The 13,198-nt window shown below is 71.7% G+C and carries 10 protein-coding genes and 1 pseudogene; 1 reads left to right on the top strand and 10 read right to left on the bottom strand.

Features of this window, described 5'->3' with window-relative positions; translation table 11 throughout:
- Window positions 1-61: 61 nt before the first annotated feature.
- The 3 genes and pseudogenes from rpsP to proS form a co-directional block, all read right to left on the bottom strand.
- Window positions 62-553: pseudogene (rpsP, locus tag AB0B48_RS15975) on the bottom strand (30S ribosomal protein S16); the annotation flags it as partial.
- A gap of 228 nt (window positions 554-781) precedes the next feature.
- The gene (locus tag AB0B48_RS15970; RefSeq protein ID WP_357201591.1) at window positions 782-1,402 is read right to left on the bottom strand and encodes a DUF402 domain-containing protein; all 621 of its coding nucleotides are present in this window, start codon (window positions 1,400-1,402) and stop codon (window positions 782-784) included.
- A 49-nt stretch (window positions 1,403-1,451) separates the two neighbouring features.
- Window positions 1,452-2,858, bottom strand: a complete 1,407-nt coding sequence (proS, locus tag AB0B48_RS15965; protein WP_357201588.1) for a proline--tRNA ligase — start codon at window positions 2,856-2,858, stop codon at window positions 1,452-1,454.
- Window positions 2,859-3,100: 242 nt separating this feature from the next.
- Here proS and AB0B48_RS15960 point away from each other — a divergent pair, with 242 nt between their 5' ends.
- Window positions 3,101-3,697, top strand: coding sequence for a TetR family transcriptional regulator (locus AB0B48_RS15960; protein ID WP_357201585.1), 597 nt, complete (start codon window positions 3,101-3,103; stop codon window positions 3,695-3,697).
- Between the two features lie 205 nt (window positions 3,698-3,902).
- On the opposite strand, the gene AB0B48_RS15955 is transcribed toward AB0B48_RS15960, so the two are convergent.
- The 7 genes from AB0B48_RS15955 to AB0B48_RS15925 form a co-directional block, all read right to left on the bottom strand.
- A complete protein-coding gene (locus tag AB0B48_RS15955; RefSeq protein WP_357201582.1) occupies window positions 3,903-4,982 on the bottom strand; it encodes an amidohydrolase family protein in 1,080 nt (359 codons plus the stop codon).
- 162 nt (window positions 4,983-5,144) lie between these two features.
- The gene (gene ffh / locus AB0B48_RS15950) at window positions 5,145-6,704 is read right to left on the bottom strand and encodes a signal recognition particle protein (RefSeq protein WP_112581984.1); all 1,560 of its coding nucleotides are present in this window, start codon (window positions 6,702-6,704) and stop codon (window positions 5,145-5,147) included.
- A 114-nt stretch (window positions 6,705-6,818) separates the two neighbouring features.
- Window positions 6,819-7,475 carry a response regulator transcription factor gene (locus tag AB0B48_RS15945; protein ID WP_357201579.1) on the bottom strand — a complete coding sequence of 219 codons (657 nt, stop codon included), beginning with the start codon at window positions 7,473-7,475 and terminating at the stop codon, window positions 6,819-6,821.
- Entirely contained in the window at window positions 7,472-8,635 is a 1,164-nt protein-coding gene (locus AB0B48_RS15940; RefSeq protein WP_357201576.1) for a sensor histidine kinase, read from the bottom strand. The genes AB0B48_RS15945 and AB0B48_RS15940 overlap by 4 nt, the downstream gene beginning before the upstream one ends.
- A gap of 220 nt (window positions 8,636-8,855) precedes the next feature.
- Entirely contained in the window at window positions 8,856-11,186 is a 2,331-nt protein-coding gene (locus AB0B48_RS15935) for a [protein-PII] uridylyltransferase (protein ID WP_357201573.1), read from the bottom strand.
- A 16-nt stretch (window positions 11,187-11,202) separates the two neighbouring features.
- Window positions 11,203-11,541 carry a P-II family nitrogen regulator gene (locus AB0B48_RS15930; protein WP_172862163.1) on the bottom strand — a complete coding sequence of 113 codons (339 nt, stop codon included), beginning with the start codon at window positions 11,539-11,541 and terminating at the stop codon, window positions 11,203-11,205.
- 25 nt (window positions 11,542-11,566) lie between these two features.
- Window positions 11,567-12,979, bottom strand: a complete 1,413-nt coding sequence (locus AB0B48_RS15925; protein WP_355005252.1) for an ammonium transporter — start codon at window positions 12,977-12,979, stop codon at window positions 11,567-11,569.
- Between the last annotated feature and the right edge of the window lie 219 nt (window positions 12,980-13,198).

The raw sequence follows: 13,198 nt of genomic DNA, 5'->3' as shown, positions 1-13,198 counted from the left end.
TGTAGGTCTTCGTCGGGTTCGCGGCGGTCGAGGTGGTGCCGTCACCGAACGCCCAGGCGTAGGTCAACGTGCCACCCTCGGCCGGCGCCTCGGCCGGAGCCTCGGTCTTCGGCGCCTCGGCGGCCGGAGCCTCAGCCGGAGCCTCGGTCTTCGGAGCCTCGGCAGCCTTGGCGGCCTTCTTGGCCGGCTTGGCCGGGGTCTCCGGGGCGAGCCCGGCAGCGGCCTTCGCCTCAGCCTCGTACGCCGCCTTGCGGTCGGCCCGCTCGGGGGCGACCAGGAGCGGCGGCGGGGCCGGCAGGCCCTTGTACTTCTGCCAGTCACCGGTCAGCTCCAGCAGACGCTGCACCGCCTCGCTCGGCTGAGCGCCGACGGACAGCCAGTACTGGACCCGCTCCGACTTGACCTCGATGATCGAGGGGTCTTCCTTGGGCTGGTAAACCCCGACGAACTCGATCGCCCGACCGTCACGCTTGGTGCGCGAGTCGGCGATGACGATGCGGTACTGCGGGTTGCGGATCTTGCCCATCCGCAGGAGCCGGATCTTTACGGCCACAGTTGTTTCGCTCCTGTTGCGATCTCACCGGCCCAGGCGGGCGGTGTGCATGGGTGAGCGCCGACCGGACCCGTGGGGTTGGGCCGGAGACTACTCGGTGGACTGGCGACGTGCCCGGGTTAGAGGGCGCCGGACGCGCGCCGGATACCAGCGACCTATTCTGCCAGATCCGATGCCGATCTTCCGCATCGGACCCGTACACCGCGTTGCCGGCGCCCTCGACACCGCTCAACGCACCGGCGGACGATCCCATCCCGGTGGCAGTTTGTCCGGTATGCCCCAATCTGGCTGGGGTGCGAAATCACACCAGGTGCCGTCGAACGGGAACTCGCCAACCTCGGCGAGCGCGATCACCCGCTCCCCCTCGGCGCGGACCGCCTTCTCGTCGGTCACCCAGTAGTCGGCGCCGAAGGCGAGCCGCTCGACGAACTCACCCTCGTCCTTCCACTCCCAGCTGTGGTCCGGCCACACCACCACGTCCAGGTCCTGGTCTACCACGTCGACGCCGGCCACCGGGCCGTCGTCCCAGCGGACACCAGGCTCCTCCAGGTTGACGTACCAGTGGGCGAACCGGCCCTGGGCGTCGGAGAACCACCAGACGGAGTGCGCCGCCCCCGTGGGCAGGAACTTCAACAGCGGCGGGCCGTTCCAACGCCCGTGCGCCAACCGGTAGGTCGACGAGATCCACTGGGCGAAAGGCATGGCCCGCATGTTGAGCCCGGCCTCGGTCACCTCGTGGGCCACCGGCGAGTCCCGGGCGATCCAGACCAGCAACCCTCGATCATCGTCGCTGACCACGCGGGCCGGCCGGACCCACCCGATCCGGCCGTGCCGCACGTTCCGATGCATGATCAGCCGACCCGGCTCGAACCGGTCGACGGGGTCGCCCGGCCGCACCTCAGTAGGCGCGGGCGAGGATGGCGACCAGATCCGGCTCGTCCTCCGAGTCCGGTACCGAACCGTCGGCGCGCAGCAGGCAGCGCACAGTGACGCCCTGACCGTTCGCCTCGGCCTCACCGGCCACGCCGACCGCCGACCACGGCACCTTGGCCCAGCCGGTGGCCGCCGCCTCGATCGCCTCGGCCAGCGTCGACACCTCGACGGTGCGCGACTCGCGGTGCGCGAGGGCCTGGTCGTGCAGCACCTGCTGGTCGGTCTCCAGGGCGGCCAGCACCGCGGTGACCACGTCCGCCACCGGCGTCGGGGTCTTCGAACCGTCGGTCCGACGTACCACCGTCGCGTTGCCCACGGCCAGGTCACGGGGGCCCACTTCGACGCGTACCGGATAGCCACGCAGCTCGGCGTCGACGGCCCGGCGGCCGAACGGGGTGTCGGTCCGGTCGTCGAGCGCGACCCGGACACCGGCGTCGCGCAGGCCGTCGCGCAGCTTGGCCGCCGCCTCGCCGACGCCGTCGCCATCCTTGACGATCATGACGTACGCCTGGATCGGCGCGAGCCTCGGCGGCACGCGCAGGCCGTTGTCGTCGCCGTGCGCCATGATCAGGCCACCGAGCATCCGGGTGGACGTGCCCCAGGAGGTGGTCCAGGCGTGCTCCCGGCCGCCCTCCTTGGAGGAGTAGCTGATGTCGAACGCCTTGGCGAAGTTCTGGCCCAGCTCGTGGCTGGTGCCCAGCTGCAACGCCTTGCCATCGCCCATCATGCCTTCGCAGGTGTACGTGGCCGTCGCCCCGGCGAAGCGCTCACGCTTCGTCTTCAGACCGACCACCACCGGAATGCCGATCACGTTGACCATCAGGTCCTCGTACGCCTCGTGCAGGATCCGCCGCGCGTACGCCCGGGCGTCCTCACGGGTGGCGTGCGCGGTGTGCCCCTCCTGCCAGAGGAACTCGCTGGTACGCAGGAAGATCCGCGGACGGAGCTCCCACCGGACCACGTTCGCCCACTGGTTGAGCAGCAGCGGCAGGTCCCGGTACGAGTCGATCCACTTGGCCATGAACTCGCCGATGACCGTCTCGCTGGTCGGACGCACCACCACCGGCTCGGCCAGCGGCTTGCCACCACCGTGGGTGACGACCGCCAGCTCCGGCGAGAAGCCCTCGACGTGCTCCGCCTCACGCTTGAGGTAGCTCTCGGGGATGAACAACGGGAAGTACGCGTTCTCCGCACCCGCCGCCTTGATCCGAGCGTCCATCTCAGCCTGCATACGCTCCCAGATGGCGTAGCCGGCCGGTCGGATGACCATGGTGCCGCGAACCGGGCCGTTGTCGGCCAGCTTCGCCTTGGCGATCAGGTCCTGGTACCAGCGGGGAAAATCCTCCGCACGGGGAGTGAGCACGCGTGCCATGACCGCACATCCTATGCGCCGCTCGTCAGGGCGGTGCGCTCGGGCGCGGCATCGTCGGCCCCTGCCGCCATGTCCTTCCTCCATCCGCACCCCCGGGGAGCGGCGCCCACCCCCGGGCCCGAGGCCCCCGAACCGGCTCACCTGGCCGCGAACCGGGTGCGCCTCGTGGCCCGACACCGGCAGCTGACCCCGCCCGATCGTCGACCGGTCCGGCCGACACACCGGCCTACACTTCGACCACCATGATTGAGCAGAGGGACCCCACCCCAATACGGACCGGCATCGTCGACGCCGCCCGCACGCTGACCGTCGCGACCGGGTGGGACGGAGTCCGGATGGGTGCCGTCGCGAACACCGCAGGGGTGAGCCGACAGACCGTCTACAACGAGTTCGGCAGCAAGGCAGGGCTGGCCGAGGCGCTCGCCCGCGCCGAGGTGGACCGGTTCGTCGGCGCCGTCCGGGCCGCTCTGCTCGCCCACGACACCGACGTGCGGGCCGGCGCGTACGCGGCCATCGCAAACACCCTCACCACGGCTGCGGAAAACCCGCTGATCAAGGCGATCGTGACCAGCGCCCGGGGCGGCTCGGACGAACTGCTGCCCTACCTCACCACCCGGGCCGAAGTGGTGCTCACCGAGGCGTCCGGCGCCCTGATCGACTGGGCCGGCGACCACCTGCCCGGAGCGGACCAGGCCGCGCTGACCTTCGCCGCCGACAGCATCGTCCGCCTGGTGGTCAGCCACATCGTGCTCCCCCGCGAACCGATCGAGCAGACCGCCACGGCCCTCGCCGACCTCGCCGTACGCCTCTTCAGCGCCGCCGCCCGCCCACTCCCCTGACCCCCGCGCCCGCGCAACTTCCCGGATGTTGCGGGATCTCTCTCTCGGGGCCCGCCTGATCTCGCTGCCAACGCCAAGATCGCGCTCGATCATGGATGTAGTGGCATCCTCCAGCGCGGAGGCCACTACATCCTGGTTCGAGCGCGATCTTGCGACACGGCCGGCTCGGCCCTGGGCCGGGCGGTGTGGCGCTCGCCGGGGGGGGTCAGCGGATGACGCGGCCGCGAAGGATGGTGCGGGACGGGGCGCGGACGACGCGCAGGTCACTGCGGGGGTCTTCGGGGTAGACGGTCAGGTCGGCGAGGCCGCCTTCGACCAGGCCGGCGAAGCCGAGCCACGCGCGGGCGCCCCAGGAGGCGGCGGCGAGGACGTCGACGGGTGCCATGCCGGCCCGTTCGTGCAACAGCAGCATCTCCTCGGCGGCGAGCCCGTGATCGATGCCGCCACCGGCGTCGGTGCCCACGTAGATGGGTACGCCCGCCTCGTACGCGGCACGCACCACCTCGGGGAAGCCGTCGCGCAACGCGAGCATGTGGTCGGCGTACCCGGGAAACTTGCCCCGCGCCTGCTCGGCGATGCTCCCGAAGGTGGCAATGTTGATCATCGTGGGGACCAGGGCGGTGCCCTGGCGGGCCATCTCGTCGATCAGGTCGAGGCTGAGCCCGGTGCCGTGCTCCACCGAGTCCACCCCGGCCCGCACCATGATCTCGACGGCCGACTCGGAGAAGGTGTGCACCGCGGCGCGTACCCCGGCGTCGTGCGCCGCCCGCACGGCGGCGGTGAGGGTGTCCGCGTCCCAGGCCGGCGCCAGGTCACCGACGCCACGGTCGATCCAGTCGCCGACCAGCTTGACCCAGCCGTTGCCGGCCCGTGCCTGCGCGGCGACAGTGGCGGCCACCTCGGTCGCGTCGACCTCCACGCCGATGTCGCGCAGGTAGCGCTTCGGCGGGGCGACATGCTGGCCCGCGCGGGCCAGTCGCGGCAGGTCCGGCTCGTCGTCGAGTTCGGGGTACGGGTACGGCGAGCCGGCGTCCCGGATCGCCAGCACCCCGGCGTCCCGGTCGACGTGGGCCAACGCGCGGGCCTGGTCGAGTGAGGTGATCGGGGCGCCACCTCGGGCGATGCCGATGTGGCAGTGCGCGTCGACCAGCCCCGGCAACACGAAGCCGCCGTCGACGACGGTCTGGGCATCGGGCACGGGGGTGAAGGTCACTCGGTCGCCGACCAGCCAGAGATCCCGGACCTCGTCGTCGGGGAGCAGCACGCCGCGCACATGAAGAGCCATGCGCACAGTCCTACCCGATCACTCCCCGCCGGGGGCGAGCAGGTCGTTCTTCCGAGCGGTCAGGGCGGGCAGGGAGTCCTCCACCGGGACGGGCGACCGGCCGGCGTGCCTGCGGCGGATGACCACCACCCCGGATCAGTCGCCCACCGTCACCGACACACGTCAGCGCGGGCCCTTGTCGCCGCCCTTGCCGAGCTTGTTGAAGTCGATCTTCGGAAGCTTGAAGCCGGGCGGCAGGCCCTGGCCGCCAGCGAGGTCGTTCGGGTCCATCCCCGGCGGGAGCTGCGGCATGCCGCCCGGGAAACCGGCGGGCATTCCGGCGCCGGCGCCGGTACGCGGACGACCGCCGCCCTTGGTGCCCTTGCGCTTGTTCTTCGGCGACTTGGTCGCCTTGCGGCGGCCACCGCCGGGCAGGCCCATCATGCCGCCCATCTGCTTCATCATCTTCTGCGCGTCGGCGAAGCGGTTGAGCAGCTGGTTGACGTCCATCACGGTGACGCCCGACCCGTTGGCGATGCGCGCCCGGCGGGAACCGTTGATGATCTTCGGGTTGGTCCGCTCGCCCGGGGTCATCGACCTGATGATCGCGGTGACTCGGTCGAAGTGACTGTCGTCCAGATCGGCGAGCTGGTCCTTCATCTGCCCCATGCCCGGCATCATGGCCAGCACGTTGGCGATCGGGCCCATCCGCCGCACCGCGATGAGCTGGTCGAGGAAGTCGTCAAGCGTGAACTGCTCACCGCCCATCAGCTTGGCGGTCATCTTCTCCTTCTGATCGGAGTCGAAGGCCTGCTCGGCCTGCTCGATCAGAGTGAGGACGTCGCCCATGCCGAGGATCCGGCTGGCCATCCGGTCGGGGTGGAAGACGTCGAAGTCCTCCAACTTCTCACCGGTGGAGGCGAAGAGGATCGGCTGCCCGGTGACCTCACGGACCGACAGCGCGGCACCACCACGGGCGTCGCCGTCGAGCTTGGAGAGCACCACACCGGTGATGCCGACGCCGTCGCGGAACGCCTCGGCGGTGCGGACGGCGTCCTGACCGACCATCGCGTCGATGACGAAGATGACCTCGTCCGGCGAGACGGCGTCGCGGATGTCGGCGGCCTGCTGCATCATCTCGGCGTCGATGCCGAGGCGGCCGGCGGTGTCGACGATGACGATGTCGCGGGCGGCGCGCTTCGCGTGCTCGATCGACGCGCGGGCCACCTGCACCGGGTCACCGGTGCCGTTGCCGGGCTCCGGGGCGTACACCTCGACACCGGCCCGGCCACCGAGCACCTGGAGCTGCCCGACGGCGTTGGGGCGCTGGAGGTCGGCGGCGACGAGCAGCGGCTGGTGCCCCTGCCCCTTCAGCCAGCGGGCCAGCTTGCCGGCGAGGGTCGTCTTACCGGAACCCTGGAGGCCGGCCAGCATGATCACGGTCGGCGGCTGCTTGGCGAACTGGAGCCGCCGGCCCTCGCCGCCGAGCACGGTGATCAGCTCTTCGTTAACGATCTTGATGATCTGCTGGGCTGGGTTCAGCGCCTGGGAGACCTCGGAGCTGCGGGCCCGCTCCTTGACGGCCGCGATGAAGCCCTTGACCACCGGCAGCGCGACGTCCGCCTCCAGCAGCGCGAGGCGGATCTCGCGCGCGGTGGCGTCGATGTCGGCGTCGGTGAGCCGCCCCTTGCCGCGGAGCTTGGTGAAGATCCCGGACAGGCGGTCACTCAAGGTGTCAAACACGCGAACATCCCGTTTGTCAGTGTTCCGGCGGGCACAACGCGGCCGGCACTGCGGAGTCCGGCCACCGCTAGGGTAACCGCCCGGCCGTAGGGCCGCTGTCGCCCGGCCCGGGCCTCACCCCGACACCAACCCCGACTGGTACGCGAACACGACGAGCTGGGCCCGATCCCGGGCTCCCAGCTTGCCCATCGCCCTGCTGACGTGGGTCCGTGCGGTCGCCGGGCTGACCACCAACCGTGCGGCGATCTCCTCGTTGTTCAGGCCCTCACCGACCAGGCCGACGACCTGACGCTCCCGATCGGTCAGCGCCTCCAGTCGCGGGTGCGGACGAAGCACCCGGGACGGCCGGGTGGCGAACTCCCGCACCACCCGACGGGTCACCGACGGCGACAGCAGCGCCTCCCCCTCGGCGACGAGCCGGATCGCGCGCAGCAGCTCAGTCGGTCTGGTGTCCTTGGTGAGGAACCCGCTCGCACCGTGCCGCAGCGCGTCGAAGACGTACTCGTCCAGCTCGAAGGTGGTGAGCACCACCACCCGCGTGCCGGTCAGGTCGGGGTCGGCGACGATACGGCGGGTCGCCTCGATGCCGTCGATGCCGGGCATCCGGATGTCCATCAGCACCACGTCCGGCCGTTCCCGACGAGCCAACTCGACCGCCCGCAGCCCGTCGGACGCCTCGCCGGCCAGCGCCAGGTCGTCCTCGCTCTCCACCAGCGCACGCAGCCCGAGCCGGACCAGATCCTGGTCGTCGGCGATCAGCACCCGGATCACGTGGTCGGCTCCACGGGCAGCCCGGCGTACACCCGGAACCCGCCCCCGGCGCGCGGCCCGGTGGTCAACCGCCCGCCCAGCGCCGCGACCCGCTCGCGCATCCCGGCCAGACCGTGGCCGCCCTCGCCGTCGGCCGGAGTCGTCCCGGCGCGGTCGGCACCTACCCCCCGGTCGGTGACCTCGACGGTCACCTCGTCGACCCGGTAGTCCACTGTCACCTCCGCGCTCGCCACCCCCGCGTGACGCAGCACGTTCGTCAACGCCTCCTGCACCACCCGGTACGCGGCCAGGTCGACCGCGGCCGGCACCTCCCTGGGCTCCCCGACCACGCGTACCTCGACGGCGAGCCCCGCCCCGGCCAGCCGGTCGCGCAGCGCTGGAAGCCGGGCCAGGCCGGGTACCGGCTCGCGCTCGGCGCCCCGCCGCACCGCACCCAGGGTGACCCGCAGCTCGTCCAGCGCCTCGCGGCTGGTCCGGCCGATCGCGGTCAGGGCCACCTCCGCCTGCTCCGGCCGCTTCGGCAGCAGGTGCAGGGCGATCTCCGCCTGCATGCTGATCGCGGCCAGCCCGTGCCCCACCACGTCGTGCACCTCCTGCGCGATGCGCAGCCGCTCCTCGTCGGCCTGCCGTCGCGCCTGCTCAACTCGACTGCGGGCCTCTTCGGCACGGGTACGCGCGGTCGCCTCACGGCTCACCCGCACCACCACCCCCACCGCGAACGGTACGACCACCCAGGCGGACGCGGGCAGCACTCCCGTCCAACCCGGCGCGGGCCCCCGCCCGAAGAAGACGTGCGCCAACAACAGAGCGAACGCGCCGCCGGTGGCGAGCGCCGCCGGTCGCACCGGCAGCCACACGGCCACGGTGTAGACCGCAACGAGGAACGTGACCAGGATCGGCCCGTACGGGTAGCCGATCAGCAGGTACGTCGAGGTGGCCACTGTGACCACGGCGAGGGCGGCGACCGGAGCACGCCGCCGCACCAGCAGGGCGAGCGCCGCGACGGCGATCAGCACCCGACTCACGGCGTCCACCGGCCTCGACCCCGGCTGGTTGTCCCCGGCCAGGCCGGTGGCGAGCAATCCGAACCCGAGCAGCACCAGGGCGAGCACGGCATCCGCCGCCACCTCCGGCCACCGCCACTGCCCGCCTCGCCGCATGGCCGTCATTCTGCCCGCGCAGACACCGCTCGACGTGCGTCCACGAGCGGCACCGCCCCTACGCCCCCCGACGTACCCCCACCCTCCGCCCTCCGCCCTCCGCCCTCCGCCCTCCGCCCCCGCGATCTTGCACTTTGTGTCGTCACTACGCGGCTTTTGCGTGGTATGCGAGGACATAAAGTGCAAGATCGACGCGGGAGTGCGGGGCGGGGCGGGGCGGTTAGACGGCGGCTAGGACGGCGGCTTCCAGGCGGGACCGGGTGGCGTCGTCCGGCCAACCGCCCACCAGGTAGAAGGCGTCGACCACGTCGGCGCCGAGGGTGGAGATGCGGGCCGCCCGTACCAGGGCGCCAGCCTCGTCGAGAGCGCAGGTGACTCGGTAGAGCAGCCCGGCGGCGTCGGCGGCGCGCAGTTCCAGCAGTACGGCGTCAGTGGCCGCCTCGCGGTGCCAGACCACTCGTGGAGCCGCGCCGCCGCCACGGCTGGCGAGCGCACGGCCCCGCAGCCGTTGGGTGACCGACACGTCGCCGGCTACCGCCCGGCGCAGGTCGGCGCGGAGCGGGACCGGGTCCGGCGGAAGGCCGTAGCGGGGCTGCACCCGGCACTCGACCAGGGCCCGGCCGTCGACGGCGGAGGCGTCCGCGGAGATCACCTCCAGCCGGTGCAGGGCCAGGCAGCCGGCCACAGTGGCGAGCAGACCCCGTCGGTCGGCCGCCGCGACCGACACCCGGTCGCCGGTCAGGTGGACGACCGGCAGGGGCCCGGCCAGCAGCTCCGGGTCCGGGGCGGGTGGCTCGGGGAGTACGCCGGTGTCCAGCGCGGTGCGGACCCGGGCGACCAACTCGGCGACGAGGCGGCCCTTCCAGTCGGACCACGCCGCCGGCCCGGTCGCCGCCGCGTCGGCGCGGACCAACGCGTGCAGCACGTCGAGGGTGCCGGTGTCCCCGACCGCCTCGGCCACCGAGGCGATGGTGACCGGGTCGCTCAGGTCCCGGCGGGTGGCCACGTCGGGCAGCAGCAGGTGCAGCCGGACCAGCTTGCCGATCAGCTCGACCTCGGCGGTGGGCAGACCGACCCTGGTGGCCACCGCCTGGGCAACCGGTACGCCGACGGTGCTGTGGTCACCGGGGAGTCCCTTGCCAATGTCGTGCAGGAGAGCGCCGAGGAGCAGCAGGTCCGGGCGCTCCACCTCGCGGGCGTGCCGGCTGGCCTCGTGCGCGGTCTGTACGAGGTGCCGGTCGAGGGTGAAGCGGTGCACCGGGTTGTGCTGGGGCAGGCTGCGCAGCCGGGTCCATTCGGGCAGCCAGCCGTCGACCAGCCCGTACCGGTCGCAGGTCTCCCAGGCCGGCACGAGGCCGGGACCGGCGCCCAGCAGGGTGATCAGCGCGGCCCGGGCCTCGGCCGGCCAGGGGGCCGGCAGGGGCGGACAGTACGCCGCCAGCCACTCGCACGTGGCCCGCGCGATGGGGATTCGGGTCGTGGCCGACGCGGCGGCCACCCGCAGCGAGAGGCTCGGGTCGGGGCGTGCCCCGATCGCCGTGCGGGCGAGCACCAGCTCGCCGTCGTGTTCGACCACGTCGCGGGCGACCGGGCGGCGGGCCGGGCGGCCGTTGCCGCCGCGGGAACGGCCGGAGCGCAGCCGGTCAGCGGCCCGGAAGGCGTCGTCCAGGGCGTGGCTGACCGTGCGGGCGTCACCGGCGACCCGACGCAGCAGCACATCACCGTCGTGCACCACGGCTCCCGGCCGCCCCTCGGCGTCGGACGCGCCGGGCTGGAGTTGTCGCAGGCCGAGCAGGTTGGCCACTCCGTCGCGCTCCTGGGCGACCAGCCGGTCGACCCGTCGGCCGACCTGCTGGTGCAGCGCGTCGCGGGTGTCCAACAGGTGCAGGTGAGCGGCGCGTACGGCAGGACGCAGCGCGTCGGTGATGCCGGCGGCGGAGATCGCCCGCAGCAGCCCCACGTCGCGCAGACCACCGGCGGCCTCCTTGAGGTCGCCCTCCAGCAGGAACGCCAGCTCACCGTGGGCCTGCCAACGAGCCTCGGTGACCTCGCGCAGGCCGGCAAGGTGCCGGACGGCGGTACGCCGCCAGTGATCGGCGGCGGTGCGGATCAGCGCGTCGGCCAGCGCCTGGTCCCCCACGATCAACCGGGCGTCGAGCAGCCCGAGGGCTACCTTGACGTCGTCCTGGGCCACCGAGAGCGCCTCGGCGACGGTGCGTACGGAATGGTCGAGCCGCAGGCCCGCGTCCCAGATCGGGTACCAGACCGAGGCGGCCAACTCGTCCGTGCCGGGCACCCCGGCGTGCACCAGCACCAGGTCGAGGTCGCTGTACGGAGCACACTGCCGCCGACCCAGGCCCCCGACGGCCAGCAGTGCCACCCCGTCCCGCGGCGGCAGCAACCCCCGCAGGAACGAGTCGTAGGCCGCGGCCCGCCCCCGCCGGGCCGCTTCCCCGATCCCCCCGGGAACGCCGACGACCTCGTTGATCAAGAGCTTCGCGTCGCCGTCATCGGCGGGTCCTGACGCGTTCTTCTTGATCAACGAGGTCATGTCAGTCGTGGCCGCGTCAGAGTGCGTCGAGGCCGCGTTCGCCGGTACGCACCCGGACGACCTCTTCGACACCGGTGACCCAGACCTTGCCGTCACCGATCTTGCCCGTGCGGGCCGCTCCGACGATGGCGTCCACCACCTTGTCGACGTCGATCTCGTCGGTGAGCACCTCGACCCGGATCTTGGGCAGGAACTCGACCGTGTACTCGGCACCCCGGTAGACCTCGGTGTGCCCCTTCTGCCGTCCGTACCCCTGAACCTCGCTGACGGTCAGCCCGGCCACCCCGAGGGCGTGCAGGGCCTCCTTCACCGCGTCCAGTTGGTACGGCTTGATGACTGCGGTCACCAGCTTCATGTCCAACCCCTCCATCCCAGGAACGTTAACCGGCGACCTTTTCGCTGACCGGCTCGGCGGGCTCCGCCTCCGGCTTGGCACCACTCGTCGTGCCGCCACCGGGGGTGCCGATGCCGGCCATCGCGAATGCGCCACCCGTGCCGCCACCGGCTGGGGAAAGGTCGTAGCTGCTCTCGGCGTGCTCGGCGATGTCGATGCCCTCGACCTCGTCCTCACCCTTGACCCGGAAGCCGATCGTCTTCTCGATGACGAAGGCCAGCACCCAGGCGATGCCGAACGACCAGACGGTGACGATCAGGCCGGCGAGGGCCTGCCGCCCGAGTTGGGTCGCGCCGCCGCCGTAGAAGAGGCCGTCGGAGGCACCCACCACGTCGCTGATCGCCGCGTTCACCGAGTTGGTGGCGAAGAGACCGAGCCAGAGCGAACCGATCCAACCACCGACGAAGTGCACGCCGACCACGTCGAGCGAGTCGTCGTAGCCGAGCTTGTACTTGAGGCTGATGGCGAGCGCGCACACCGCGCCGGCGACGACGCCGAGCAGGACGGCCGCCCAGGGGGCGATGAACCCGCAGGCCGGGGTGATGGCGACCAAGCCGGCGACGGCGCCGGACGAGGCACCGACCATGGTCGGCTTCCGGTCCTTGATCCACTCGACAGCGATCCAGCCGAGCACCGCAGCCGCCGTGGCGAGCTGGGTGTTGATGAAGGCGAGGCCGGCGACCGAGTCGACGGTCAGCTCGGAGCCGGCGTTGAACCCGAACCAGCCGAACCACAGCAGACCCGCACCGAGCGCGACCAGCGGGATGTTGTGCGGCTTCATGCCCTCCCGCGGCCAACCGAGCCGCTTGCCGAGGACCAGGGCAACGGCCAGGGCCGCCGCACCGGCGTTGATGTGCACCGCGGTGCCACCGGCGAAGTCCAACGCGTGGATGTCAGCGCCGATGATGCCGCCGCCCCACACCCAGTGGGCGACCGGGAAGTAGACCAGGGTGGCCCAGCCGAAGGCGAACAGCAGCCAGCCGGCGAACTTGGCCCGGTCGGCGATGGCACCACTGATCAGCGCGACGGTGATCACCGCGAAGACCATCTGGAAGGCCATGAACACGTAGAGCGGAACCCCGATGCCGCTGGGGTTCTCCGCCGTGGCGCCCCACAGGTCGGTTTCGGCGAGGAAGGTCTTGGTGCCGAGGTACGCGCCCGGGTCGCCCCAGAAGCCGTTCACGTCGGTCCCGAAGGCGACGCTGAATCCGTAGAACCACCACAGAATAGAGATGAGCCCGATAGCCGAGAAGCTCATCATCATCATGTTGAGTACGCCCTTGGCCCGGTTGAGGCCGCCGTAGAACAGCGCCAGTCCGGGGGTCATGAGCAGCACGAGCGCGGTCGAAACCAGCAGCCACGTGGTATTGGCGCCGTCGATCGTCGGTGCTTCAGGCACGCTGGCCTCCTAAAGGTGAAGTCCTCCTTCGCGGCTTTCCGGGGCAGCGTCGCCCGTAGGCCGGTTGCGCGGAAGCTTCGCGGCCGCCTGTTTCACTTTGGGTCCCGTGCGGGTTTCCGTTTCGTGACGGGTTGTTTCGGACGTGTCACGAACTCCGCACAGTCGTCAGCATGGACGATTGTGGATCGACCGGACGGCGATCGTCGATGGCTGACCGGT

The sequence above is a fragment of the Micromonospora sp. NPDC049089 genome (assembly GCF_040648775.1).
GTDB lineage: Bacteria > Actinomycetota > Actinomycetes > Mycobacteriales > Micromonosporaceae > Micromonospora.
This window is presented reverse-complemented; position numbering and strand designations above follow the sequence as displayed.